The sequence below is a fragment of the Clostridioides sp. GD02377 genome (assembly GCF_045899875.1).
In the GTDB taxonomy this organism is placed as follows: Bacteria; Bacillota; Clostridia; order Peptostreptococcales; family Peptostreptococcaceae; genus Clostridioides; species Clostridioides difficile_A.
Genome location: NZ_JBJODA010000011.1, coordinates 110,025 through 134,994, shown reverse-complemented (window position 1 = coordinate 134,994; position 24,970 = coordinate 110,025). Strand labels below are relative to the sequence as shown.

At 31.5% G+C, this 24,970-nt stretch carries 25 protein-coding genes; 22 read left to right on the top strand and 3 right to left on the bottom strand.

Going from position 1 to position 24,970, the window contains the following annotated elements:
• Positions 1–146 precede the first annotated feature (146 nt).
• The 3 genes from Q3304_RS11645 to clpP all read left to right on the top strand — a co-directional run bounded on the left by Q3304_RS11645 (position 147) and on the right by clpP (position 1,989).
• Positions 147–665, top strand: coding sequence for a nitroreductase family protein (locus Q3304_RS11645; protein ID WP_223153354.1), 519 nt, complete (start codon positions 147–149; stop codon positions 663–665).
• A gap of 260 nt (positions 666–925) precedes the next feature.
• A complete protein-coding gene (locus tag Q3304_RS11640; RefSeq protein ID WP_054271768.1) occupies positions 926–1,408 on the top strand; it encodes a helix-turn-helix transcriptional regulator in 483 nt (160 codons plus the stop codon).
• Positions 1,405–1,989, top strand: coding sequence for an ATP-dependent Clp endopeptidase proteolytic subunit ClpP (gene clpP / locus Q3304_RS11635; RefSeq protein ID WP_054271767.1), 585 nt, complete (start codon positions 1,405–1,407; stop codon positions 1,987–1,989). The genes Q3304_RS11640 and clpP overlap by 4 nt, the downstream gene beginning before the upstream one ends.
• 119 nt (positions 1,990–2,108) lie before the next feature.
• On the opposite strand, the gene Q3304_RS11630 is transcribed toward clpP, so the two are convergent.
• Positions 2,109–2,600 carry a DUF2284 domain-containing protein gene (locus Q3304_RS11630; protein WP_167640306.1) on the bottom strand — a complete coding sequence of 164 codons (492 nt, stop codon included), beginning with the start codon at positions 2,598–2,600 and terminating at the stop codon, positions 2,109–2,111.
• A 279-nt stretch (positions 2,601–2,879) separates the two neighbouring features.
• Here Q3304_RS11630 and Q3304_RS11625 point away from each other — a divergent pair, with 279 nt between their 5' ends.
• The 5 genes from Q3304_RS11625 to Q3304_RS11605 all read left to right on the top strand — a co-directional run bounded on the left by Q3304_RS11625 (position 2,880) and on the right by Q3304_RS11605 (position 8,975).
• Complete coding sequence (locus tag Q3304_RS11625) at positions 2,880–3,953, top strand: glycosyltransferase (protein WP_407814435.1); 1,074 nt, start codon at positions 2,880–2,882, stop codon at positions 3,951–3,953.
• Positions 3,954–4,035: 82 nt separating this feature from the next.
• Positions 4,036–6,639: an exosporium glycoprotein BclB-related protein gene (locus tag Q3304_RS11620; protein WP_407815431.1), complete on the top strand. Its 2,604-nt coding sequence runs from the start codon at positions 4,036–4,038 to the stop codon at positions 6,637–6,639.
• 147 nt (positions 6,640–6,786) lie between these two features.
• Complete coding sequence (locus Q3304_RS11615; protein WP_407814673.1) at positions 6,787–7,548, top strand: epoxyqueuosine reductase; 762 nt, start codon at positions 6,787–6,789, stop codon at positions 7,546–7,548.
• 277 nt (positions 7,549–7,825) lie between these two features.
• Positions 7,826–8,101: a CD3324 family protein gene (locus tag Q3304_RS11610; RefSeq protein ID WP_054277675.1), complete on the top strand. Its 276-nt coding sequence runs from the start codon at positions 7,826–7,828 to the stop codon at positions 8,099–8,101.
• A gap of 298 nt (positions 8,102–8,399) precedes the next feature.
• Positions 8,400–8,975: a DUF1062 domain-containing protein gene (locus tag Q3304_RS11605; protein WP_054271761.1), complete on the top strand. Its 576-nt coding sequence runs from the start codon at positions 8,400–8,402 to the stop codon at positions 8,973–8,975.
• A gap of 227 nt (positions 8,976–9,202) precedes the next feature.
• Here Q3304_RS11605 and Q3304_RS11600 read toward each other — a convergent pair whose 3' ends face one another.
• Positions 9,203–9,832 (bottom strand): DUF3786 domain-containing protein, encoded by a 630-nt coding sequence (locus Q3304_RS11600; RefSeq protein ID WP_407814672.1) that lies wholly within the window; start codon positions 9,830–9,832, stop codon positions 9,203–9,205.
• A gap of 312 nt (positions 9,833–10,144) precedes the next feature.
• Here Q3304_RS11600 and cprR point away from each other — a divergent pair, with 312 nt between their 5' ends.
• The 8 genes from cprR (at position 10,145) to Q3304_RS11560 (ending at position 18,036) form a co-directional block, all read left to right on the top strand.
• Positions 10,145–10,804 carry a two-component system response regulator CprR gene (cprR, locus tag Q3304_RS11595; protein ID WP_407814671.1) on the top strand — a complete coding sequence of 220 codons (660 nt, stop codon included), beginning with the start codon at positions 10,145–10,147 and terminating at the stop codon, positions 10,802–10,804.
• A gap of 211 nt (positions 10,805–11,015) precedes the next feature.
• The gene (locus Q3304_RS11590) at positions 11,016–12,074 is read left to right on the top strand and encodes a lysylphosphatidylglycerol synthase transmembrane domain-containing protein (RefSeq protein ID WP_054277672.1); all 1,059 of its coding nucleotides are present in this window, start codon (positions 11,016–11,018) and stop codon (positions 12,072–12,074) included.
• Between the two features lie 246 nt (positions 12,075–12,320).
• Positions 12,321–14,465 carry a formate dehydrogenase subunit alpha gene (gene fdhF / locus Q3304_RS11585; protein ID WP_407814670.1) on the top strand — a complete coding sequence of 715 codons (2,145 nt, stop codon included), beginning with the start codon at positions 12,321–12,323 and terminating at the stop codon, positions 14,463–14,465.
• 48 nt (positions 14,466–14,513) lie between these two features.
• A complete protein-coding gene (fdhD, locus tag Q3304_RS11580) occupies positions 14,514–15,347 on the top strand; it encodes a formate dehydrogenase accessory sulfurtransferase FdhD (protein ID WP_054277670.1) in 834 nt (277 codons plus the stop codon).
• Positions 15,316–15,528 (top strand): hypothetical protein, encoded by a 213-nt coding sequence (locus Q3304_RS11575; RefSeq protein ID WP_167640292.1) that lies wholly within the window; start codon positions 15,316–15,318, stop codon positions 15,526–15,528. The genes fdhD and Q3304_RS11575 overlap by 32 nt, the downstream gene beginning before the upstream one ends.
• Before the next feature lie 40 nt (positions 15,529–15,568).
• The gene (locus Q3304_RS11570) at positions 15,569–16,120 is read left to right on the top strand and encodes a 4Fe-4S dicluster domain-containing protein (protein WP_054271753.1); all 552 of its coding nucleotides are present in this window, start codon (positions 15,569–15,571) and stop codon (positions 16,118–16,120) included.
• 24 nt (positions 16,121–16,144) lie between these two features.
• A complete protein-coding gene (locus tag Q3304_RS11565) occupies positions 16,145–17,521 on the top strand; it encodes a [FeFe] hydrogenase, group A (RefSeq protein WP_223153360.1) in 1,377 nt (458 codons plus the stop codon).
• Positions 17,521–18,036: a 4Fe-4S dicluster domain-containing protein gene (locus Q3304_RS11560; protein ID WP_054271751.1), complete on the top strand. Its 516-nt coding sequence runs from the start codon at positions 17,521–17,523 to the stop codon at positions 18,034–18,036. The genes Q3304_RS11565 and Q3304_RS11560 overlap by 1 nt, the downstream gene beginning before the upstream one ends.
• 76 nt (positions 18,037–18,112) lie before the next feature.
• On the opposite strand, the gene Q3304_RS11555 is transcribed toward Q3304_RS11560, so the two are convergent.
• Positions 18,113–19,393, bottom strand: coding sequence for a conjugated bile salt MFS transporter (locus tag Q3304_RS11555; RefSeq protein ID WP_054271750.1), 1,281 nt, complete (start codon positions 19,391–19,393; stop codon positions 18,113–18,115).
• Positions 19,394–19,586: 193 nt separating this feature from the next.
• Here Q3304_RS11555 and Q3304_RS11550 point away from each other — a divergent pair, with 193 nt between their 5' ends.
• The 6 genes from Q3304_RS11550 to Q3304_RS11525 all read left to right on the top strand — a co-directional run bounded on the left by Q3304_RS11550 (position 19,587) and on the right by Q3304_RS11525 (position 24,968).
• Positions 19,587–20,009 carry a DUF3783 domain-containing protein gene (locus tag Q3304_RS11550; protein ID WP_407815430.1) on the top strand — a complete coding sequence of 141 codons (423 nt, stop codon included), beginning with the start codon at positions 19,587–19,589 and terminating at the stop codon, positions 20,007–20,009.
• A gap of 100 nt (positions 20,010–20,109) precedes the next feature.
• Positions 20,110–21,048: a phosphoglycerate dehydrogenase gene (locus Q3304_RS11545; RefSeq protein ID WP_054271748.1), complete on the top strand. Its 939-nt coding sequence runs from the start codon at positions 20,110–20,112 to the stop codon at positions 21,046–21,048.
• A 470-nt stretch (positions 21,049–21,518) separates the two neighbouring features.
• Positions 21,519–22,211 (top strand): response regulator transcription factor, encoded by a 693-nt coding sequence (locus Q3304_RS11540; protein WP_407814668.1) that lies wholly within the window; start codon positions 21,519–21,521, stop codon positions 22,209–22,211.
• Positions 22,208–23,143 carry a sensor histidine kinase gene (locus Q3304_RS11535; protein WP_407814667.1) on the top strand — a complete coding sequence of 312 codons (936 nt, stop codon included), beginning with the start codon at positions 22,208–22,210 and terminating at the stop codon, positions 23,141–23,143. Before Q3304_RS11540 ends, Q3304_RS11535 begins: the two co-directional genes overlap by 4 nt.
• Before the next feature lie 147 nt (positions 23,144–23,290).
• Positions 23,291–24,214, top strand: a complete 924-nt coding sequence (locus tag Q3304_RS11530; RefSeq protein ID WP_407814666.1) for an ABC transporter ATP-binding protein — start codon at positions 23,291–23,293, stop codon at positions 24,212–24,214.
• On the top strand, positions 24,198–24,968 hold the full coding sequence (locus Q3304_RS11525) for an ABC transporter permease (protein WP_407814665.1): 771 nt from the start codon (positions 24,198–24,200) through the stop codon (positions 24,966–24,968). The genes Q3304_RS11530 and Q3304_RS11525 overlap by 17 nt, the downstream gene beginning before the upstream one ends.
• Positions 24,969–24,970 lie beyond the last annotated feature (2 nt).

Here is a 24,970-nt window from a genome sequence, read left to right as displayed (position 1 = left end):
GCTCCTTTCATATATTTTAAAGTATCTTTTTAGGTACTATATTACAAAAAAGTGCATTATTGTAATATAAAACTATAGTGATAAAATTATAGCATAGGTTAAATGAATCATCAACTTGACCTAATAAAATGATGGGAGGTAATTAAATGAATTTTGTTGAACTTGCAAAAAAAAGATATTCTTGTCGTAATTATCAAAATAGAAAGGTCGAAAAAGAAAAACTTGAGAAAATTTTAGATATTGCGAGAATAGCTCCAACTGGTGGTAATCGTCAACCTCAAAGATTAATTGTTATTCAAGAAAAGGAAGGGCTAAATAAACTTTCGAAGGCTGCTAATATATATGATGCACCATTAGCTATTATCGTGTGTGGAGATAAGGAAAAAGTTTGGACAAGACCTTTTGATGGGAAACAACTTACAGATATTGATACAAGCATAGTCACTGACCACATGATGTTACAGGCAACTGAACTTGGATTAGGAAGTGTTTGGGTGTGCTATTTTAATCCAGATGTAATTAGAGAAGAGTTTAGCATGCCAGATAATTTAGAACCAGTAAATATATTATTGATAGGATATGAGTCTAAGACACCAGAAAGTCCAGATAGACATGAAAAAACTCGTGTCCCTTTAAGTGAAATAGTTTCTTATGAAACTCTTTAATCAAAAATTAAGTTATTTACATATAAATGTCATAAAATAGTCACTATAAGTAAAGTTCTAAATAAGTAATATTTTCATGAAATTAACTTTAGTGGAGTATATTTAGTTTTAATAAAAGATATACTTCACGAATTTATTTGTTTAAAATATTTGATATTGTGCTATTGATATTTTGCAATTGTACACTAAGTTAAGATAGCAATTTATATTAAGAAAAAAGTTTTTGCATAGGTTATAATACTTAAAAGGAGATGATGGAGTTGAAAACAAATACAGATGTGATTATGGAAATCATTGATTATATAGAAGAAAATCTTACAGAAAATCTAAATTTAGATAAAATAGCTGATATTGCTAATTATTCAAAATATCATTTACACAGAATGTTTACAAATATTGTAGGATGTACTATTCATCAATACATACAAAGAAGGAGACTTACTGAAGCAGCTAGACAACTTATATTTACAGATAAATATATTATAGACATAGCTATTACAGTAGGATATTCTACACATCAATCATTTACACTGGCATTTAGAAACTTATACAAAGAGTCTCCACAAGTATATAGAAATAAAGATGAGTTTTATCCTATACAACAGAGATTTGTTTTAAATCTAAATCATCAAATCCAAAATGCAAAATGTATGTCTTATACAAGTATTAACTATAAACAAAGAAGAGATGAAATCAATTCTTATCTTAACTTTAACATTAATTGTGAGGTGAAAGTAGCATGAGTTTAGTACCACATGTAATTGAACAAACTGGTCAAGGGGAAAGGTCTTATGATATATATTCGAGATTATTAAAAGATAGAATTATATTTATAGGAGAAGAAATTAATGATGATATTGCAAGTCTAGTAGTAGCTCAATTACTGTTTTTAGAATCAGAGGACCCAGATTCAGATATAATTATATATATAAATAGTCCTGGAGGCTCTGTTACAGCAGGATTCGCTATATATGATACGATGCATTATGTAAAATGTGATGTATCAACTATTTGTATTGGTATGGCTGCAAGTATGAGTGCTTTTTTACTTGCAGGAGGGACAAATGGAAAAAGATGTGCTTTACCCAATGCAGAGATTATGATTCATCAGCCAATGGGTGGAGCTAAAGGTCAAGCAACCGATGTAAAAATAGCAGTAGATCATATGTTGAAAACAAAAGAAAAATTGGATGGAATTCTTTCTAAAAATACAGGAAAATCAATAGAAGATATTAGAATAGATACAGACAGAGATAATTTTATGACTGCACTAGAGGCTAAAGAATATGGGCTAATTGATTATATAATGAATAAAGAAGAGTAGAAAATTTATTTCAGAATCCAATCTACAATATATAGATAATGAAAAATAACCATGTTTAGATAAACTTGGTTATTTTTTATTTCAAAAAGAAAAGTTTCTTGGAATTATAACCATATTTTTTAATCAACCAACAATAGACCAAAATGGTTTTGAATTTCTCCTTTTTCTCTTAAGGTATTTATTTCTAGCCCATTTGACCTTACTGTAGCAAATACATCAATGCCACAAGCTTCCATTGATGGAGCTGTTTTGTTAGGAAAATTACAAGTAGTAGGGTTACACTTAGCACACATTGTACAAGGTCCACTTCCAAAAGCAATTACTTTATAATATCCATCTAAAAACATTTCTCTTGCAAGTTTGACAGCTAAAGGAGTAACAATACTCATTTCATGACATCTAAATAGAATAGCCTTGTCATAACAATCTATTATTGCTTGTGTTTGCTGATAGGTTGGAACATTAGGTGGACAACAATGGCTATGACCAAATGTGTTACAACCAAATTGACACTTGTAAATCGTCCATGCTGCTGTAAGAATAGTTTTAGGGTCTATTGAAATAGCGATATCAGCTCCATTAGATTTTAATACCTCAAAGTATTTTTTCATAATTTGCCTCCCATAAAAATTAGTTTGATTTTTTATTATAAATGAATAAATAAATTTAACGATTTCTTATATTTATGATAGCTCAAAAATATATATCAAACAAATCAAAGTATTAGAATTCTGAATTAAATAAAAATGAACTATAGATATGCTGGATAAATAAAGTTATATACTATTTTTTTGTCGTTAAAAGTTTATGAAATTTCAATAACAAATTGATGATAAATACCATATATTACTTATGTCTGTAATATATAGAAGACAAAGGAGTTGTACATTATGATTACAATAAGTTTGTGCATGATTGTTAAGAATGAAGAAGAAGTTATAGGAAGATGTTTAGAGTGTGTAAAAGATATCGTAGATGAAATTATAGTTGTAGATACTGGTTCTACAGATTCCACAAAAGAAATAGTCTCAAAATATACAGACAAAGTATTCGATTTTGAATGGATAGATGATTTCTCTGCTGCAAGAAATTTTTCATTTTCTAAAGCTTCTAAAGACTATATAATGTGGCTTGATGCAGATGACATAATTTTAGAAGATGATAGAAAAAATTTATTAAAAATTAAGGAAAGCTTAGATACTTCTATTGATATTGTAATGGCAAAATACAATGTTTCTTTTGATGAAAATGGCAAACCAACTTTATCATATTATAGAGAACGATTATTTAAGAGAAGTTCTAATTACAGATGGGTTGACCCTATTCACGAAGTAATACCTCTTGTTGGAAAACTATTTTATTCTGACATTGCAATATCTCATAAAAAACTACACAGACAGGACCCTCTAAGAAATCTTAGAATATTTGAAAAAATGATTTCAGAAGGTAGAGTATTAGAGCCAAGACATCAATTTTATTACTCAAGAGAACTTTATTATAATGCGAGGTATGAGGAAGCAATAGCAGGTTTTACTAAGTTCTTAGACTCATCTAGAGGTTGGATTGAGGATTGTATCAGTGCTTGCAGAGATTTAGCCACATGTTATTACTTAATTAATGATGAAAAAAATGCCTTATATTCTTTATTTAGAAGTTTTGAATTTGATGAGCCAAGAGCAGAAGTTTGCTGTGATGTAGGAAAGCATATGTTTGATAGACAAAAATATAAAGAGTCTGCTTTTTGGTATAAGGTAGCATTAACAAGAGATAAAGATGATATTAATGGAGGATTTAAATCAAATGATTGTTATGGATATATACCATATATACAATTGAGTGTTTGTTATGACAGATTAGGAGAAGCAGATAAAGCTATTTATTATCATGAAAAAGCAAAAGAAATCAAACCTAATGATAGCGCTATTTTGCATAATGAAACCTATTTTAGTAAACTTAAAAAATAATTGATAAGTCACAATAATACTAATTTTGACATATTATATAAAGAGCTTAAAAGCTCAAATATATTAGGAGGTGCTTTTAATAATGAGTAGAAATAAATATTTTGGCCCATTTGATGACAATGATTGCGACAATAATAGCTATGATGATTGCAATGGTGGTCATGATAATTTTAATAGTTGTGATTGTCACCATGGATGTCCGCCATCATGTGTAGGGCCAACCGGTCCGATGGGTCCAAGGGGTAGAACTGGAGCGACAGGTCCAACAGGTCCGACAGGTCCAAGAGGTCCAGGAGTAGGAGCAACAGGTCCAACAGGTCCAACAGGCCCAACAGGAAATACAGGAGTAACAGGGAATACAGGAGCAACAGGATTAAGAGGTCCAACAGGAGCAACAGGATTTGGAGTAACAGGTCCAACAGGAGTAACAGGAGCAACAGGAAATACAGGAGCAGATGGAGTAACAGGCCCAACAGGTCCAACAGGAGTAACAGGAGCAAATGGAATAACAGGTCCAACAGGAGCAACAGGAGCGACAGGAATAGGAATAACAGGTCCAACAGGTCCAACAGGAACAACAGGAGCAAATGGAGCAGCTGGAGGGACAGGTGCAGCTGGAGGGACAGGTGCAGCTGGAGCAACAGGAGCAACAGGAACACCTGGAACAACAGGTCCAACAGGTCCAACAGGTCCAACAGGAGCAAACGGATTAGCAGGTCCAACAGGTCCAACAGGAGCAACAGGAACACCTGGGGCAACAGGGATAACAGGTCCAACAGGAGCAACAGGAGATACAGGAGCAGATGGAGTAACAGGTCCAACAGGAGCAACAGGAGCAACAGGATTTGGAATAACAGGTCCAACAGGTCCAACAGGGGCAACAGGAATAGGAGTAACAGGAGCAACAGGTCTAATTGGTCCAACAGGAGCAACAGGAGCACCTGGAATAACAGGTCCAACAGGAGCGACAGGAGCAACAGGAATAGGAATAACAGGTCCAACAGGAGCAACAGGGGCAACAGGAGTAGACGGAGTAACAGGCCCAACAGGAGCGACAGGGGCAACAGGAGCAGATGGAGCAACTGGAGTAACAGGGGCGACAGGAGTAACAGGAATAGGAATAACAGGTCCAACAGGTCCAACAGGCCCAACAGGAGTAGGAGTAACAGGAGCAACAGGTCTAATTGGTCCAACAGGGGTAACAGGAGATACAGGAGCAACAGGTCCAACAGGCCCAACAGGAAATACAGGAGCAGCAGGTCTAATTGGTCCAACAGGAGCAACAGGAAATACAGGAGCAGATGGAGCAACAGGTCCAACAGGCCCAACAGGAGCAACAGGAAATACAGGAGCAGATGGATTAGTAGGTCCAACAGGAGCAACAGGAGCAACAGGAATAGGGATAACAGGTCCAACAGGAAATACAGGAGCAACAGGAGTAGGAATAACAGGAGCAACAGGGGCAACAGGGGCGACAGGTCCAACAGGGGCAGATGGATTAGTAGGTCCAACAGGAGCAACAGGAAATACAGGAGCAGATGGAGTAGCAGGAGCAACAGGAGCAACAGGAAACACAGGAGCAGATGGAGCAACAGGTCCAACAGGAGCAACAGGAAACACAGGAGCAGATGGATTAGTAGGTCCAACAGGAGCAACAGGAGCAACAGGAATAGGGATAACAGGTCCAACAGGAAATACAGGAGCAACAGGAGTAGGAATAACAGGAGCAACAGGGGCAACAGGGGCGACAGGTCCAACAGGGGCAGATGGATTAGTAGGTCCAACAGGAGCAACAGGAAATACAGGAGCAGATGGAGTAGCAGGCCCAACAGGAGCAACAGGAGCAACAGGAAACACAGGAGCAGATGGAGCAACAGGTCCAACAGGAGCAACAGGAAACACAGGAGCAGATGGATTAGTAGGTCCAACAGGAGCAACAGGGGCAACAGGAGTAAATGGAGCAACAGGAGCAACAGGTCCAACAGGGGCAACAGGAAATACAGGAGCAGATGGAGCAACAGGTCCAACAGGAGCAACAGGAAATACAGGAGCAGATGGATTAGTAGGTCCAACAGGAGCAACAGGGGCAACAGGAGTAAATGGAGCAACAGGAGCAACAGGTCCAACAGGAAATACAGGAGTAACAGGAAATACAGGAATAGCAGGAGCTAGTGCAATAATACCTTTTACATCAGGTATACCACTATCACTTACAACTATAGCTGGCGGATTAGTAGGTACACCAGGATTTGTTGGTTTTGGTAGTTCAGCTCCAGGTTTAAGTATAGTTGGTGGAGTAATAGACCTTACAAATGCAGCAGGAACATTGACTAACTTTGCATTCTCAATGCCAAGAGCTGGAACAATAACATCTATTTCAGCTTTCTTTAGTACAACAGCAGCACTTTCAATTGTTGGTTCAACAGTTACAATTACAGCAACACTTTACCAATCAACTGCACCAAATAACTCATTTACAGCTGTGCCAGGAGCAACAGTTACACTGGCTCCTCCTCTTACAGGTATATTATCAATTGGTTCAATTTCTAGTGGAATTACAACTGGATTAAATATAGCAGTAACAGCAGAAACACGATTCTTACTAGTATTTACTGCAACAGCTTCAGGACTTTCATTAGTTAATACTGTAGCAGGATATGCAAGTGCAGGAATTTCAATAAATTAGATTAGACAATTAAAAAAAGGCTTCTAGTATCTTATGGATATTAGAAGCTTTCTTAATATTAATTGATAAGCATAATGGAAAGTACTATTATATAATATAAAATAATAACATTAAACTTGAAAGATAAAATTGTCTAGGGGGGATATTATGAAAAATAAAATTGAAATATTAATGAATAACTTTGTAAAAGATTATTGTAAATCAAATAATATAACTACAAAATGGCAAGAACTTTTATTTGCTTATGCATCTGCTGAAGATGATATGTTTCAGAAATTAAAAAGTGTTGTAGGAACATCTCATGCAATGCCAAAAGACTTTCTGAAAGATGGTAAAACTATAATTACATATTTTATACCTTTTGATGAAAGTGTAAATGATAGTAACATTGAGGGATTTGAATGTTCAGAAATTTGGGCAAAAGCATATATAGAAACTAATAGATTAATTTCAGATTTGAATAATTTTTTATGTGAAGAGCTAGAAAAGATAGGATTTAGTTCATATGCTATTCCTGGGTCATATAATTTTGATAACAACAAATTAGTTAGTGATTGGTCACAAAGACATATCGCATTCATAGCAGGTCTGGGAACCTTTGGATTAAATAATATGCTTATTACAGAAAAAGGGTGTTGTGGAAGGATAGGAAGTATAATGACAAGTTTAGAGTTAGAACCAACTAAAAGACCAGAACAAGAATACTGTTTATATAAAAAAAATAAAAGTTGCAAAAAGTGTGTAAGTAAATGTGTAAAAGGAGCCTTAAAAGAAGATGGGTTTGATAGAAATCAGTGTTATGAGATGTGCATGTTAAATGAAGCTAAGTATTCTTATATAGGTGGATGTGACATTTGTGGAAAATGTATAGTTGGAGTTCCTTGTTCAGTAATAAGTCCATCAAGATAAAGATTTAATATCGATTAAAGATTCTGATTATATGTGTAATGAGTCGTAAAGATAGAAAAAATATAAAATATAAATAAAGAATTTGTAATGATTGACAACCATTTATGCTATTGATAGACTTGTATGTATCGTTGTGACATGTAAGGAGGGGTGAGAATTTATGTTTGATTTAATCTTTATTTTTGCATAGCAAGGGCTATTGCAAATATAAAATTTAATATATAAATAGCCCTTTGCTATTCCTAATAAAAAATTAATATTTAATAGGAGAGCAAAAATGAGCTATAAAAAAGCAATACATATATTACCAGAGGAATTACTCAAATTGATACAAGAATATGTAGATGGAGAATATATATATATTCCTAGAAAATATAATAATAAAAAAGAATGGGGAAGTAATACATCTACTCGTGAGGAGTTATCAATTAGAAATATGCAAATTTACGAAGATTATCAAGTTGGATATGATTTGAAATATTTATCAGAAAAATATTATCTATCTTTGAAAAGCATTCAAAGAATTGTATTACAAGAGAAAAAGAAAAGATAGTTAAGAGTGAGTCAGTGTAATTTTATAATTATACTGACTCATTTTCTTTTGGTAAAAGTGTTTGAGGTATAGTTTCTTTTAGGTGGATGTTATAATTTAATTAATTTCAATAACTTATACAATTAGGTAACAAAGTTAGTTGTAAAGTACTTAATAAGAAGTAATAGTCTTTTGTATAAGCGAAATTAAAATTTATTAAAATTAGGAGGTCTTGTTTTGAGAAAAATACTTGATTATATTCCACCTTTTCATAACTTTCTATTAGATTAGTAATATTAATAGAAAGGAAATTTTGTTTATGCAAGAAATAATTTGGGAAGTAGAATATACTTCCCAGCTACCTGTAATTAGGTATTGTAAAAAATGTGGAAAAAAGACTGAATATATTTGTTCAGATTTATTTAGAGTTAATGCTCAACATAAATATTTAGATATATGGTTAATATATAAGTGTTCAAATTGTGATTCAACATGGAACTCAACTATATATTCTCGTGTTAATCCAAAAAGCTTGAATCCAGAAATACTAGAACAATTCCATACAAATGATAATAATCTTGTTAAGCAATATGCTATGAATGTAGAACTTTTACATAGAAATGGAGCAGAAGTTGGTATTCCAGAATATAAAATAGTAGGTCAAGAGATTAATATTAATGAATTTACACAAATTAGAGTTGTAAGTAAGTATCCGTCTCAACTAAAGGTATCAACATTATTACGTGAAAAACTAGGTCTATCCAGAAAGAAATTTGATGAAATGTTAGACTGTGGGATTATTAAAAGTATATCTGGAGTTGATTTAAAGAAAAGTAAATTAAATTATGAAATTATGTTAGAGATAGGTGAGGAGAAGCAGAAGTCTTCAAATTAGCTATAATAACTAACTTAATATATTTTCTATAACTAAATCAGTTTAAAAAATAGTGGCTATTAAAAATGAATAGCCACTATTTTTTATATAACTATTATCTCTCTAAATTTTTTAATATCTCATAGTAGTGTGCTATAGCCAATGTGTTTGAGTTGTCTTTTTTGACTCCATTTCATATTATATTTAGCATAAATCTATAAAAAATTTTATTATTATATTATTGATATTTATGTTTGCTTTATTTTATTCAGGATAGCATCTATAGCTGTATCAGGAACAACTGCCAAATCTTCTGCATTAAAATAATAGATTATATTAGAATCAAATAATATATTTGAATTTGGAGGAAACTCATCATCTCCAAACCAAAGTATAAATATCATAGAAGTATTACCTATATATGTAAACTTGTAGGCTAAATCACCCATGTCTACTTTCTCAGCTCCCATATTTTCCATAACCAACTTATATTTTTCTATTTGAGATGTAAAAACTTCTGAAAGCCTAGCTAGAGTTCTGTTTAAAAAGTTTGGATAGTAAACATTGCCACCAGGTATTTCTTTAAAAGTTACATATTTATTAGTTCTAGGAATACCCTTAGCATTAATTAAGTATCTAACTATCAAAATTTTAAGTTCAAAGTTTTTACAGATACTACCATTATCATTCCAAACTTCTCCACTTGGATAATCTATGATATATCGTTTACCAAAAAAATTTAGTGTGAATCTGTTCAAATTACTGTTGAAAGATATATTACTTAAATTGCTAATTGTATGAGGGTCTAATTCTTTAAATTTTTCTCGAGCATAGTTAAATGGAACATTATAATTACTTTTTGTTAACTTTTCATCCATAATTTTTTCCTCCAATTTAAATAATTAAAGATGTGTTTAGAAGAAGTTCTCTTATTATTGATTTTATTACATATTTAAAATATTACAATAATAAGTTATTAAATAAATTTTGCTATTTAAGTAAATACATATAAAATAAATACAAAGTACTTGAAATGTAAAGTTTTTGTATCTAAAATATTTTATTTGTAAAATATTAAGTAGTTATTGTAAGCTATAATATGGGAGTATAATAGTAGATGTAAATTTGCAAAGAGATTTATTAAAAGTACGGATTAAAATGTTATTAAACATATAAATGGAGGAGTTAGTATGTCTAAGATATTAGTAATAGATGATGAGCTAGATATGTTAAAGCTGATTGAAAATGTATTAAAAAGAGATGGTCATGAAGTGAAGGTAATTAGTGATGTAGAGAATGCTATGGATATAAATTTTAACTCTTTTAATCTAATAATATTAGATGTAATGATGCCTAAGATTGATGGTTTTGAAGTATGTAAAGCTATAAGGAATAAGGTTGATTGTCCAATACTGTTTTTGACAGCTAAAAATATGGAAAGTGATATTATGTATGGTCTTGGTATAGGAGCAGACGATTATATAACAAAACCATTTGGTGTAGGAGAGTTAAGGGCTAGAATAACTGCTCATCTAAGAAGAGAAAATAGAGAGAAAAAAAATTTATTAACTATATCAAATGTTCAATTTAACTTTTTAGGTAAAGAAGTCTCAGTTGATGGCAAAAAAATTAATTTTACTAAGAGTGAGTATTTAATATGTGAATTTTTAGCTAAAAATAAGGGGCAAGTATTTTCAAAAGAAAGAATATATGAGTCAGTATATGGCTTTGATGGAGAAAGTGATATAAGTGCTATTACAGAACATATAAAAAATATACGAAGCAAATTAAAACAATGTGATGTTTATACTATAGAAACTGTATGGGGTATAGGATATAAATGGGTGTAATAAATAGAAGTGTAATTTAGTGAAAATATTATATATATCTACAAAATGTTTGTAAAATATTAATCTATATATTAAAATTTAATTTATAGATTAATATTTTTTGTGAATGACAAAATTGTAAGGTATTTTGTTATAAAATATTAATATTCGTAGTGTATACTAATAATAAGGTATTTGGTATTAAATCTTGAGAAAAGGATGGTTATCTCTAATGGATAAACTAAAGAATATTAGAAAGAGTTTACTACAGTATACATTTTTATTTTTACTAATAGGTATAACGATTTATCTAGTGTTTAAAACATTAGACATTAAAATGTTATCAAATGTTATAGTTATGGTAGATAAGAAATTTTTATTCATAGGTGCTTTGGCAATAATGTCTCATATAATGCTTGAAGGAGTAGTAATGAAGATAATTATAGAAAGTACTCACAAAGTTAATATTAGATTTATTGGTTTTAAGTTGGCCATTATGGGATTCTATTATAATTTAATAACTCCTTTTGCTTCAGGAAGTCAACCAGTGCAGATATATGTACTTAAAAAATGTAAAATGCCACTTAGTAAGGCAAGTGCAGTTATTACCAATAAGTCTATTATTTTTCAAATAGTAGTTACTTTTTATTGTACAATACTTGTGCTAATGAATTTTTCTATGTTAGAAAAACAGATGAAAATGATTATGCCTTTAGTTTTTTTAGGGATAGCTATTAACTCATTTGTCCTAATTATGATAATATTAGTTATTTTAAATCCTGAAAAAATAAAATATTTTATGAGAGTTTCTATCAAACATATATCAAAGATTAAATTTTTAAAATTTTTAGATAATAAGATTGACTCTATAGAAAGTTTTATAGATGATTATAGTAAAGCGATAAGTTTTTTTGCCAAGAATAAAAAAGTATTGATTTCAACTATAATAGTAACTTTTATTCAATTAAGTGCTTACTTTAGTGTTTCATTTTGGATATACAAAGCATTTAATTTACAAGGTTACAGTTACGTCTATATATTAACACTACAAGCATTTTTATATATGGCGATATCACCAATACCAACACCTGGGAATGTAGGAGCTAATGAATTGGCATTTTTCACTATATTCAAATCAGTATTCCCTCAATCTTTGATGGGATATGCAGTATTTTTATATGGTGGGTTTATGTACTACTTGATTCTTATTGGAAGTGGAATATTTACTGTAATCACTCATTACAGAATGAAAAATAGGATTGGAAGAAATGTAGTTTTAAGTGAAAATTAAATAGATTTAAATAAGCGTATATTAAAAAATATGTCATAAGAGCTAGAATATTTTAATTAGATAGTTGAAATATAAAGATTATTATGACATATTTTTTTTTTAAAATATAAAAGGAATTGTGAGAAAATTGTTGAATTTAATAGATAGTATTGCAAAATATTTGTAATTTTGCATATTATAAAAATATTTCATTATCTTTAAGGTAAATTTTACTTATCAGGGGGATAAATCTAAGGGGGGAAATGTATGGAGAAAAAAATTTTAACAGTTTGTCCATACTGTGGAGCTGGATGCCAACTATATCTAGTGGTAAAAGACAATAAGATATTAAGAGCTGAGCCAGCTAATGGTAGAACAAATCAAGAAAGTTTGTGCTTAAAAGGTCGTTATGGATGGGATTTTCTAAATGACCCTAAAATTTTAACACCTAGGCTAAAAAAGCCAATGATAAGAAAACAAGGTGTATTAGAAGAGGTTGAATGGGATGAAGCTATAAGTTACACAGCTTCAAGATTAAATGAAATTAAAGAAAAATATGGCCCTGATTCTATTATGGGAACAGGTTCCGCAAGAGGACCTGGTAATGAAGCAAACTATATAATGCAAAAATTTATGAGAGCTGCAGTAGGAACTAATAATGTTGACCATTGCGCTCGTGTCTGACATGCACCATCTGTAGCCGGTCTGGCTTACTCATTAGGTAGTGGTGCAATGTCAAATTCTATACCAGAGATAGAAAATGCAGATGTCTTATTTATATTTGGATATAATGGAGCAGATTCACATCCAATAGTAGCAAATAGAATAATAAAAGCTAAAAAAAATGGAGCTAAACTAATTGTTACTGACCCTAGACTAACTGAATCTGCAAGAATTGCGGATATACATCTACCTATAAAAGGTGGAACAAACATGGTTTTAGTAAATGCTTTTGGAAATGTCTTGATAGAAGAAGGTCTTTATAATAAAGATTTTGTTCAAAATCATACACAAGGTTTTGATGAATATAAAGAAATTGTTAAACCATATACAGCTAAATATGCTGAAAAGATTACAGGAATTCCAGAAGAGCTTATAAGAAAAGCTATGAGGGAATATGCAAAAGGTAAGAAAGCTATGATACTTTATGGAATGGGTGTCTGTCAATTTGGACAAGCTGTTGATGTAGTTAAAGGACTTGCATCAATTGCTTTACTTACAGGTAACTTTGGTAGAGAAAGCGTTGGAATAGGACCTGTACGTGGACAAAATAATGTTCAAGGGGCTTGCGATATGGGAGCTCTTCCTAATGTATATCCAGGGTATCAAAATGTAACTGATGATAAGATAAGAGAAAAGTTTGAAAACGCTTGGGGAGTAAAGTTATCTCCTAATAATGGTTATAGTTTAACTCAAGTTCCAAATTTAGTACTAAAAGAGAAAAAGCTTAAGGCTTATTATATATTTGGAGAAGACCCAGTACAAAGTGACCCAGATGCATCAGAAGTTAGAGAAGCTCTAGATGAGTTGGAGTTTGTAGTTGTTCAAGATATATTTATGAATAAGACAGCGCTTCATGCTGATGTTATACTTCCAGCTACTTCTTGGGGAGAACATGAAGGAGTATATACATGTGCAGATAGAGGATTCCAGTTGATGAGAAAGGCTATAGAGCCACAAGGAGATGTAAAACCAGATTGGCAAATTATAAGCGAAATTTCTACAGCAATGGGATACCCTATGAACTATAAAAACACTAAAGAAATATGGGATGAACTTAGACAATTATGTCCAAGCTTCTTAGGTGCCACTTATGAAAAAATAGAAGCTCAAGGGAGTGTTCAGTGGCCTTGTAAGAGTGAAAGTGTAGAAGATAAAGGAACTATGTATTTATATGAAGGTCAGAAGTTTTCTACTCCTAATGGAAAAGGTAATTTATTTGCTGCTGAGTGGAGACCTCCTATGGAAGTTGAAGATGATGAGTATCCATTTAGTTTATGTACTGTAAGAGAAGTTGGGCATTATTCAGTAAGAACTATGACTGGTAACTGTAGAACTCTTAGTTCATTAGAAGATGAACCAGGTCGTGTTCAAATAAATTGTAATGATGCAGAGAGACTAGGGATTGAAGATGATGAACTAGTTAGAATCAGTTCAAGAAGAGGAAGTGTAATAACAAGAGCAACAGTTACTGATAGAGTTAAGGAAGGTGCAACATATATGACTTATCAGTGGTGGATTGGAGCTTGTAATGAACTTACAATAGCAAACTTGGACCCTATATCTAAAACACCAGAATATAAATATTGCGCTGTTAAACTGGAGAAACTTGAAGACCAAGAATTAGCAGAAAAATGTGTGAAAGAAGAGTATCAAAATCTTAAAGATAAAATGACTGCTACAAATATTTAGTAGTTAATTGTAATAAAGATTTATAAAAAGCGGAAAGGCTAATATTTTATGAATAATATATACTCAAAAACTAAATTACAAGAAAATAGCAAAGATGAAGTTTTTGAAAACAGTTATAGTCTAGTGGATTATAAATATTTAAATTCTTTTAATGTAGAAATAAACAAAGTAAATGAATATGAACTATCAACAGACAATGAAGAAATAATTGCAGAATATCCGCTTAGTTTTATTTTGAATGATAAATATGTAAATACATTTTTATGTACGCCATATAATTTAGAAGAACTTGTAGTTGGTTTTTTGAAAACAAAGGGATATATAGAAAACAAAAGAAGTTTATTGAGCTTGGAGATAAATGAGAAGGAACGTTTTGCAAAAGTAAATATTCAAAATAAACAGGAAAGCGAAGATGAACAAATTATATTTTTGAATTCACTAGACTATATAAAATGTACTCCTGTAGAGAGTGATATAAAAATAAATTATGATACAGTTTATAGCATAATGGATAGAAATTTAAATTCGTCATACTTATTTAAAAACACGGGTGGGGTGCACAGTGTGTCCATATTTAATTACGATGAAAATATAGTAACCTGTGAAGATGTGGCTAGACATAATGCAATGGACAAGGCAATTGGATTTTGTGTCTTAAATGAGATATCCTTGAAAGATAAAATTATAGCAGTAAGTGGAAGAATATCATTAGAGATGATATTGAAAGCGGCTATGACCCAAATTCCTATTGTAGTATCAAAATCAGCACCAACTAATTTATCAATAGAGCTTTCTAAAAAATTAAATATAACTCTTATTGGGTTTGTGAGAGGAAGACGAATGAATATTTATGCAAACCCACAGAGAGTTATCAAAAAGTGAGACTGAGTATATGTGTGCTAAAAAAGAAGAACAAAAATATTCAAAGTGTGAAATCTGTGGAGCATTAATTGATGACACTGATAAAGTATATGAAAACACATACAATTTGTGTAAAAAATGTAAGCGAAATATAAGTACTGAGAAAATCTTAAAATATATAAATATATATAATGAAAAATAACTAGGGATTTAGAAATATACAAATTGAAAGGTGGGATAATATGAAAAATAAAATAGGCTCTTTTGTAATAGCAGACCCAAACAAATGTACAGGTTGTAGAGCTTGTGAAGTAGCTTGTTTTACAATGCATAATCAACATAACAATGTAGGTTATACAGTTGGAACGGTTGATATACCTGTTATACCTAGACTTTATTTGGTAAAAGGTGATACTTTCTGTATGCCGATACAATGTAGACACTGTGAAGATGCTCCTTGTCTAAACTCATGTCCACAAAAAGCTATAATCAAAGAAAATAACATTATGTCTGTAAATGAAGAAAAATGTATAGGATGTAAAACTTGTCTGCTAGCATGTCCTTTTGGAGCTATAGATTTACTTCCACAATATGAAGATGGTAAAGAAGTAGAACAAGTAATTTTAGAAGAAAATAAAAAAATAGCTTATAAATGTGACTTATGTAAAGACAATGAAAAGATAGCTTGTGTAAGTGCATGTCCTCAGGAAGCTTTAAAACTTGTTACTCCAATAGATGACAAAAAGGCTAAGAATAGACAGGCTGCACTTAGCTTATTGTTAACAAATAAATAAAGGATACAGGGGTAGGTGACGTTTATGATAATAAATATAGATAAAGATTTATGTACTGGATGTAGAGAATGTTCCAAAGTCTGTCCAGTAAATGCTATTGAAGGTGAAGAGGGGAAACCACAAGAAATAAATTTAGATAGATGTGTTATGTGTGGTCAATGTGTTCAAACTTGTAAATCATATGCCTCAGTTATAGATGAAGGATTCGAATTTTTGCAAAGTAAAAAACAAGAAAGAGATATACCAGAATCTATAAATGAACCTATATTTGCAGCATATAATGTATGTGATGTAGATAAGGTTAAAAAGGCTTTAAATGACCCAAATGTATTTACTATGGTTCAATGTGCACCTGCAGTTAGAGTAGCTTTAGGTGAAGATTTTGGATATTACCTAGGATACCTAGGTGCTGGAAAAATGGCAGCAGCACTTAGAGCTTTAAATTTTGATAGAGTCTATGATACTAACTTTGCAGCAGATTTGACTATTATGGAAGAAGGTAGCGAGTTGATTAAAAGGGTGACAGAAGGTGGAACTCTTCCAATGTTTACATCTTGTTGTCCAGCATGGGTAAAGTTTATGGAAAAAAATTATCCTAAATTAACTAATCATTTATCTTCTTGTAAATCACCTCAACAGATGGGTGGTGCAATATTTAAAACTTATGGTGCAGAAATAAATAATATAGATGCATCAAAAATATTTAGTGTTTCTATAATGCCATGTACATGTAAAAAATATGAATGTGATAGAGAAGAAATGGATTCTAGTGGATATAGAGATGTAGATGTAGTGTTGACTACAAGAGAATTAGCTTATCTAATAAAAGATATGGGAATTGATTTCAAAAACTTAAGAGAAGAAAAGTTTGATAGTCCTTTAGGTAGCTATAGTGGAGCTGGAACTATATTTGGTGTTACTGGTGGAGTTATGGAAGCGGCTATAAGAACTGGTTATGAGCTTATAACTGGAGAAAGTATTCCTAATGTAGAAGTAAAACAAGTAAGAGGAGAGAATGGTTTTAGAAAGTCAACTATTAAGATAGGAGATTTAGACCTAAGAGTTGGAGTAGTGAGTGGACTAAAAAATGTAATACCAGTACTTGAAGATTTAGAAAAAGGAAAATTAGATGTAGATTTTATTGAAGTTATGACTTGTCCTGTGGGATGTGTAAGTGGCGGAGGTCAACCAAAAATTTTACTAGAAGAATATAAAGAATTAGCCTATGAAAACAGAACAAAGGCAACATATGTGCATGATGAACATTTGGCAGTTAGAAAATCTCATGAGAACCCTGAGATTAAAAAATTGTATGATGAATATCTAGTAGAACCATTAGGAGAAAAATCTCATCATTTATTACACACTACATATTGTATAGGAAAGGAAGTGGCTAAGTAATGAACTATTTTGTTATAGCGGACCCTGATAAGTGTATAGGATGTAGAACTTGTATGATAGGATGTGTAGTTGCACATTCAGATGAGGATATTTTTTACAAAAACCCAGATGAGATAAATTTTAATCCAAAACTTTCTGTTATAAAGACAAAGGAAGTAAGTGCCCCAATACAATGTAGACATTGTGAAGATGCCCCTTGTGCAAAGGCATGTCCAAATGGTGGTATAGTTAGGATAGGTAACACAATAAAAATAAATGAAGAAAATTGTATAGGATGTAAGACTTGTATGTTAGCATGTCCTATAGGTGCAATAGATATAGTTACATTAAAAGACATAGACGAAGGAAAGCTTTGTTTTAGAGAAAGAATGACAGCAAATAAATGTGATTTTTGTATAGAATCTCCAGAAGGACCTGCATGTGTAAATGTCTGTCCAACTAAAGCATTTACTATAGTTAAGGATGAGGATATAGATAGCAAAGTTAAAAATAAAAGAAAGTTAGCTATATTGTAATATATAAAAAGATGGAGCTCTCCTTATTATTAAGAGTTCCATCTTTTTAATTATTGTTTATATATTAAAAAATCAATTATTGCATTAGTTTATCGAGCCTTTCTCTATTCATTTTTTTCATTCCTATAGAAGTTATAATAAGTAAAGTATAAGCAATTATAACTGATAAAATTATGATGTACCAAGAAAATCTATAACCAAAGTTATCAACTAGTAATCCAAATAATGTCGAACCTAATGCAAAGCCTACTGCAAAAATTAATTGTACGATTCCATATATACTACCAAACTCTTTTTGGCCAAAGAAAGTACCTGTTAAATAAGCGGGTCCAATCATATAAGCAAATACAGAAAGCCCTTTTAAGGTAGCAAACACAAATGCAAAAGTGGAAGATTTATCTACAAGTAGTAGTGATAAAGTAGCTACAAGGACTAATATAAAAGCTACAATAAGTGGCTTTACTTGACCAAATTTATCAAACAGCAATCCTCCAAATATATTACCAATGAGAGCGAATAAAGCAAAAACGGAGCCTACTGTTCCTACTAAAATTGGATTTAGATAATTTCTAAGGTAAGTTGGATATTGTACAGATAATGATGAAACATATATACCTACAAATATAAATCCAATTGCCATAATCCAAAAATATTTAATTTTTTTAGCTTCTTTCAACGTATAACCCCATACTGAAGAAGAAATTGCATCAGATGAGTTCTCTTTTTTTCCTTTAGACCTTACTATTTCACTGGCATCCTTAGGCATTCTAAGTATGAATAATATTATAGGTATACCAATTATCAATGCTGCAATCCCAAATATTAGATAAGAGCGACTATATCCTTGAGATGCTAATAAACGAACTACAAGTGGTTGTAGAAATATACTACCAATAGAACCACCAGCAAAAGCAAATCCTAGAGCCTTTCCTTTACTTTCTTCATCAAACCAAGCACTTATTAAAACAGGTATACCTATAGCAGATATAATTGTAGCACCAACTTGCACAATACATGATAAAGTATAAAATTGCCATAGCTTAGTACATATAGAAAAAGTAGCAAAAGCAATACTAGAAATTATACAGCCTAATAAATAGAGTGTCTTAAGATTGACTTTAGAAAACAATTTACCAATAAAAGGTGATACAATTGCTGAAGCAATCGTACCAATGGTGAATATTAGAGAAAAAGATGCCAAACTAAAGCCTTCCCCTTCAACAACATAACTTATAAACTGAGGTTGTATAGTAGCTACGAGATTAAATGGAATAGCCTGTATCAACATACAACCAAGTACTATAACCCAAGCGTTTGAAAAGTTTTTAATGCTAAATTTATTATTTAGTGTATTCATTGTATCTCTCCTTTAGATTAGGATTTGTAAATATTAATCTAATTATTCCAGTTTTACAGATTAGTTTTGGATAGTGTAGCTATTTAAATATAATTTTGGGTATTAATATAAAAATTCTCTATTAAAAATTGATTATTTTAAACGGATGGGGTAAATTAACATATATAGATAGATAAATGAAAGGATGGATGAAATGTCATTTGAAAAAATAAATAATAATAATCTAGATAAAATACACAATAGAAAGTGTATCATGTTTGTAAATTTTAATAAAAAAGAATTATCACTAATTAAAAATGTTAGTAATTTTGCTGGAATAAGAGACCACATTATCTTAAGCGATAAAAATGGGGATGACATAATTAGAGATATTTTGGATGGAAATACATCAAATAAATGTGAAAATGGAATTAAGAGTAAGTCTGTGATATTTAATAACATTCCAAGTACACAAGTGAATGCATTTTTAGAAGGATTAAAAAAAGTGAGGATAAATAAGCCTTTTACAGCTATGGTAACTGAAACATCTATTGATTGGACATTAAATAATTTAATAGAAAATTTAGTTCAAGAACGTAATGCAATGGTCTTAGGAAAAACAATTGAGCATAAATAAATTTGAGACATCTTCTAGTGAGTTTAACTAATATACATTAAGTATCATATTGTACTGTAGGATATAAAAGTTTTAATGTGAGTAGATGGAGGAGATTAAGATGAAAGTTTTATTTACAATAAATTATGGAAAAGAGAAGTTCGAGAAAATAAGTGAATTAGGATATGATGTTATACACTACTCTGAAGATAGTATTGAAAATAATGAAGATGTAAATACTGCAGATGTACTAGTTACATATAATCCATTTAGCAGACTAGATATTTCTAAAATGAAAGATTTAAAGTATATACAGACAACTAGTGTAGGTATAGACCAACTTCCAAAAGAAGAAGTATTAAAGAGAGATATTAAAATAGCAAATAATAGAGGTGGATATAGTATACCTATTGGTGAAAGCATAGTTATGTATATTTTAGAAATCTATAAAAATAGTGCAAAGTTTTTTAAACAGCAACAAAACAAAGAATGGAAGATGGATTTTTCTGTATCAGAATTATATGGGCAAAGAGTTGGATTTCTCGGAACAGGTACTATATCATCAGAAGCAGCTAAAAGATTGAAGGCTTTTGGCTTAGAAATATGGGGAGTAAATACTGATGGAAGTAGTAAAAAATACTTTGATAAATGTTTTGCTACTGATGATATGAATGTTGTATTTGAAGAATGTGACATAGTTGTAGTAGCAATGCCTTCTACAAAAAGTACAGATGGGATAGTAAACAAAGACATGTTTAAACTTATGAAAGAGGGTTCTGTGTTTATTAATGTTGGTAGAGGAAATACAGTTAATCAGAAAGATTTAGAAGAATGTGTAGAAAAATTCAGAGGAGTAGCATTAGATGTATTTGAAAGTGAACCTTTAAGCCAAGAGAATAAGTTATGGGAGTGCGAAAATGTCATAGTAACTCCTCATAATTCTTGGGTATCTGATAAGAATAAGGAAAGAACCTTTAATATGGTTTATAATAATTTGAAACACTATATAATGGAGAATAAACCTATAGATAATGTTGTAGATATATCAAGAGGTTATTAAACATAAAAAAATTTAATAAAAATAAAAGGGGTTGTCTTAAATTTGATTTTTTCTAATTAAATTTTAAGTCTAAACCCTTTTTGAATTTTTATATTTTATTAATATCTTAAACTTAACTACACCTTCTAAATTTAGTAAAGACTTTGGAACATTTAATCCTTGTATATACCTAATATTGATGTAAGTATATCCTCATGACGTTTTAATTTGATAAATTTTCCAATCACACATATAATAAATATACAACTGTAGAATACTTGATTTTTTAGAAAGGATGAAATATACTAATGGGTGTCTAATGTACAAATACGAATTACATTATACTAAAAAAAGCAAGTGAAAAATGAAAAATCAAATAAAAATGGGGTATAATTCCTTGTATGATAAATTACTATTGCGTTGTCTTAGTACTGCTATAGTAGGGATAATTCCCAAGGACACAACTGATGGCTATAGAAAGGGGAGCTCAGATGAATAAAGTTTTAATTATAGATGATGATAAAGATCTTTGCATCTTGCTGAAAAAAAGCATTTCTGTTGAACAGCTTGAAGCTAACTATTGCAATTCTGGAGAAGATGGACTAACTGAACTTTCAAAACAAGATTATCAGCTAGTGGTTCTTGATGTTATGATGCCAGGTATGAATGGTTTCAAAACAATGGAACAAATACGAAAATACAGCAATATCCCCATTTTAATGCTGACATCGAAAAGTGATAATTATAGCAAAGTGAATGGCTTGAGGGCTGGTGCAGATGACTACCTGACTAAGCCATTTGAGATTGCCGAATTTACTGCTCGTGTCCTATCTCTAATCCGACGTTACACTCGTTTTAATCCTAATAATGAAGAGCCACAACAACTTTCTTTTAAAGGTTTATTGATTGATATTGACCAGCATACAGTGACTACTGAAAGTAAAACTATATTACTTCCGCCAAAGGAGTTTGGTGTGCTTCTTTTCTGTGCAAGGCATCAGGGAAAGATTTTGACGAAGCAGCAGATTTATGAAGCAGTGTGGGGTGAACCATATGTCTATGATGATAGCAATATCATGGCTATTATCAGTCGCTTGCGTAAAAAAATTGAACTAGACTCGTCATCCCCAAAGTATTTACAAACAATAAAAGGGATTGGGTATCAATTTAATATGGAGGTATGAAAATGGATGCGAAAACAATTATTCTCTTGTTACTCTTGTTGTCGATTGCTTTGCTTCTTTTTTCTATATTAGCATTTTCCAAACTTGGTCATGTTAGACGCAGCCTAAAAGATATAGAAGAAACACTTGAAGATGTACAAAATGGAAACGGAAATCGCAAAATATTGGTTAAGCCACACGATGTGATGGCTCCATTGGTTTATAAGCTTAATGAGATTGTCTACGATTATGAAAGTAAGTTACTTTCTTTAAAAAAGGCGGATGAAACTAGCAAGCAACTTATGACTAATCTATCTCATGATGTTCGTACACCATTAACAACTCTGATTGGCTATATGGATGCTGCACATAGTGGTATCGTAATTGGACAAGAGCGTGAGGAATACATTGAAATAGCAAGACTTAGAGCATATGATCTTAAGGATTATATTGATGTGATTTTTGACTGGTTTAGGTTTAACTCTGATGAATTTACGCTATCAATAGAATCTGTGGAAATTTCAGAGTTGTCACGCAATATTCTGAAAGACTGGATTCCTATCTTCTGTGAGAATAAGTTGGATTTTGAAATTGATATTCCAGAAAAGCGATTTATGGTCAATCTCGATCCAGATGGATATTCACGTGTGATTAATAATCTAGTTCAAAATGTTATTGCTCACAGTCAAGCAAGCCAAATTAAGATTACTATGAGTGAATATTCTAAAATGGTATTACTCAGTGTTGAGGATAATGGTGTGGGGATTGCCAAAGAAAATTTACAGTACATATTTGAGCGACTGTATAAGTGTGACAAGGGTCATTCAGCAAAAGGTAGTGGTTTGGGACTATCCATCGTAGCTCAGATGGTAGAGCGAATGGGTGGTAGCATTTCTGTACAAAGTGACATTGGAAAGTGCACTGTATTTACAGTCAGTTTACCATTAATATAAAGCTATTTCTCCCTATGTGGTGTACATACACAGGGGGATTTTTTGTGAATTCTAAAATTGCAAGGTTAGTACAAGGTTGTTGTAAGGTTAATGCAAGATTGAAGTTGTATGATAATTTTAGATAAACAAAGGAGGCTTTTACTATCTATGAATAATTTAATTGTTGAAACGAAAAATTTAACGAAACAGTATGGCGCTCAAAAGAGCGTTTCTAATTTGAATATTCACGTTCGAAAAGGCCGTATTTATGGTTTACTAGGAAGAAATGGTGCAGGTAAAACAACCACAATGAAAATGTTATTGGGTTTAACAAAACCAACTACTGGGGAAATTAAGATATTCGGTCAAGATATTCAGAAGAATGAAAATAAACTTCTTCCTAGAATTGGATGTCTGATTGAATCACCAGGTTTTTATCCTAATCTGACAGGGACAGAAAATCTCAAAATATTTGCAAGACTTAGAGGGATACCAAAGAAAAATGCAGTGAAATCAGCATTGGAAGTAGTAGGTTTACAATACAATGATAAAAAGTTATTTTCTCAATATTCTCTTGGTATGAAACAAAGGCTGGCGATTGCTCTTGCCATTATGCATGACCCAGAGCTGCTTATTTTGGATGAACCTATCAATGGGCTTGATCCAATTGGCATTGCAGAAGTAAGAACATTTATTCGCAATCTTTGTACAGAACAAGGTAAAACTATTTTGATATCCAGTCATATTCTTTCTGAAATTTCTTTACTGGCAGATGACATTGGCATTATTGACCAGGGCATTTTACTGGAAGAAGAAAGTCTTGCGGAACTGGAAGTAAAAAATAGTAAATACATACATTTTGGTGTGTCAGATGCAGCACAGGCGGCAAGGATTTTGGAAACGCAACTTCACTTGAAAAATTTCAAAATAGCAGACGATCACAATATTATGCTTTATAATACAGATGTCTCAGTTGCTTCAATAAATCGCATTTTCATTCGAAATCAAATTGATGTATCAGAATCTCATTTGTGTGAGGACACTCTTGAAGATTACTTCAAGAAAGTAACAGGAGGTGAAGGAATTGCTTGATCTGGTTTCATGTGAATTTTCAAAACTCAAAAGGCTAAAATTTATCATGATTTCTATTTTAAGTGCTTGTTTATTTCCAATTCCTTCGACAATTTTGATTGCAAAGGACAACTTGCCTTTTGAGCAATTGTTCAAATTAGTTATCAATTTTGGATATTTTTTGCTACTACCAGTTGTATTGAGTATCGTTGCTAGTCAGCTGTTTTTTATAGAGAGGGATAATGATGTATTAAAAAATCTAGCGACAGTACCAGTACCAAAAGAGAAACTGGCTTTGGCAAAACTCATTGTTTTATTGCTGGTTTCACTGCTTTATTCCGTTGTTGGATTGAGTGCTACCATTATTGGTGGACTCATTGTTGGAACAGTAGAGGAAATTGCTATAAAATTAGGGATGAGCATTACTTTTGGTATTATGTTTTTTGTTGTTTCACTTCCAATTGTAGTGTTCATTGTATATTTCAACCGTAGCTATATTTTTTCCATTATACTTTCTTTTGTATATGCTATTTTCAATTTTAGTATATCCTTAAATATTATTAATTTTGAACCAAATAACCCACTATTAAGCATATTGCCTTCTCCAATTATTATGCGATGGTGGATGGCATCTTGGGGAGACCCCACTGGAAAATATACAACACTTAGACAACCATATTTACTTTCAACTTTTGCTTGTGTAAGTGCTTTATGCTTGATAGCAATTATGGCAGCCCTGTTGATATGCATGATTTATAAGAAACAGGAGAATTAGGA

What these genes read in the sequence shown, in the direction of transcription:
- Q3304_RS11645 (WP_223153354.1), top strand. Translation starts at nt 147, where the DNA reads ATGAATTTTGTTGAACTTGCAAAAAAAAGATATTCTTGTCGTAATTAT.
- clpP (WP_054271767.1), top strand. Translation starts at nt 1,405, where the DNA reads ATGAGTTTAGTACCACATGTAATTGAACAAACTGGTCAAGGGGAAAGG.
- Q3304_RS11630 (WP_167640306.1), bottom strand. Translation starts at nt 2,600, where the DNA reads ATGAAAAAATACTTTGAGGTATTAAAATCTAATGGAGCTGATATCGCT.
- Q3304_RS11625 (WP_407814435.1), top strand. Translation starts at nt 2,880, where the DNA reads ATGATTACAATAAGTTTGTGCATGATTGTTAAGAATGAAGAAGAAGTT.
- Q3304_RS11620 (WP_407815431.1), top strand. Translation starts at nt 4,036, where the DNA reads ATGAGTAGAAATAAATATTTTGGCCCATTTGATGACAATGATTGCGAC.
- Q3304_RS11615 (WP_407814673.1), top strand. Translation starts at nt 6,787, where the DNA reads ATGAAAAATAAAATTGAAATATTAATGAATAACTTTGTAAAAGATTAT.
- Q3304_RS11610 (WP_054277675.1), top strand. Translation starts at nt 7,826, where the DNA reads ATGAGCTATAAAAAAGCAATACATATATTACCAGAGGAATTACTCAAA.
- Q3304_RS11605 (WP_054271761.1), top strand. Translation starts at nt 8,400, where the DNA reads ATGCAAGAAATAATTTGGGAAGTAGAATATACTTCCCAGCTACCTGTA.
- Q3304_RS11600 (WP_407814672.1), bottom strand. Translation starts at nt 9,832, where the DNA reads ATGGATGAAAAGTTAACAAAAAGTAATTATAATGTTCCATTTAACTAT.
- cprR (WP_407814671.1), top strand. Translation starts at nt 10,145, where the DNA reads ATGTCTAAGATATTAGTAATAGATGATGAGCTAGATATGTTAAAGCTG.
- Q3304_RS11590 (WP_054277672.1), top strand. Translation starts at nt 11,016, where the DNA reads ATGGATAAACTAAAGAATATTAGAAAGAGTTTACTACAGTATACATTT.
- fdhD (WP_054277670.1), top strand. Translation starts at nt 14,514, where the DNA reads ATGAATAATATATACTCAAAAACTAAATTACAAGAAAATAGCAAAGAT.
- Q3304_RS11575 (WP_167640292.1), top strand. Translation starts at nt 15,316, where the DNA reads ATGCAAACCCACAGAGAGTTATCAAAAAGTGAGACTGAGTATATGTGT.
- Q3304_RS11570 (WP_054271753.1), top strand. Translation starts at nt 15,569, where the DNA reads ATGAAAAATAAAATAGGCTCTTTTGTAATAGCAGACCCAAACAAATGT.
- Q3304_RS11565 (WP_223153360.1), top strand. Translation starts at nt 16,145, where the DNA reads ATGATAATAAATATAGATAAAGATTTATGTACTGGATGTAGAGAATGT.
- Q3304_RS11560 (WP_054271751.1), top strand. Translation starts at nt 17,521, where the DNA reads ATGAACTATTTTGTTATAGCGGACCCTGATAAGTGTATAGGATGTAGA.
- Q3304_RS11555 (WP_054271750.1), bottom strand. Translation starts at nt 19,393, where the DNA reads ATGAATACACTAAATAATAAATTTAGCATTAAAAACTTTTCAAACGCT.
- Q3304_RS11550 (WP_407815430.1), top strand. Translation starts at nt 19,587, where the DNA reads ATGTCATTTGAAAAAATAAATAATAATAATCTAGATAAAATACACAAT.
- Q3304_RS11545 (WP_054271748.1), top strand. Translation starts at nt 20,110, where the DNA reads ATGAAAGTTTTATTTACAATAAATTATGGAAAAGAGAAGTTCGAGAAA.
- Q3304_RS11540 (WP_407814668.1), top strand. Translation starts at nt 21,519, where the DNA reads ATGAATAAAGTTTTAATTATAGATGATGATAAAGATCTTTGCATCTTG.
- Q3304_RS11535 (WP_407814667.1), top strand. Translation starts at nt 22,208, where the DNA reads ATGAAAATGGATGCGAAAACAATTATTCTCTTGTTACTCTTGTTGTCG.
- Q3304_RS11530 (WP_407814666.1), top strand. Translation starts at nt 23,291, where the DNA reads ATGAATAATTTAATTGTTGAAACGAAAAATTTAACGAAACAGTATGGC.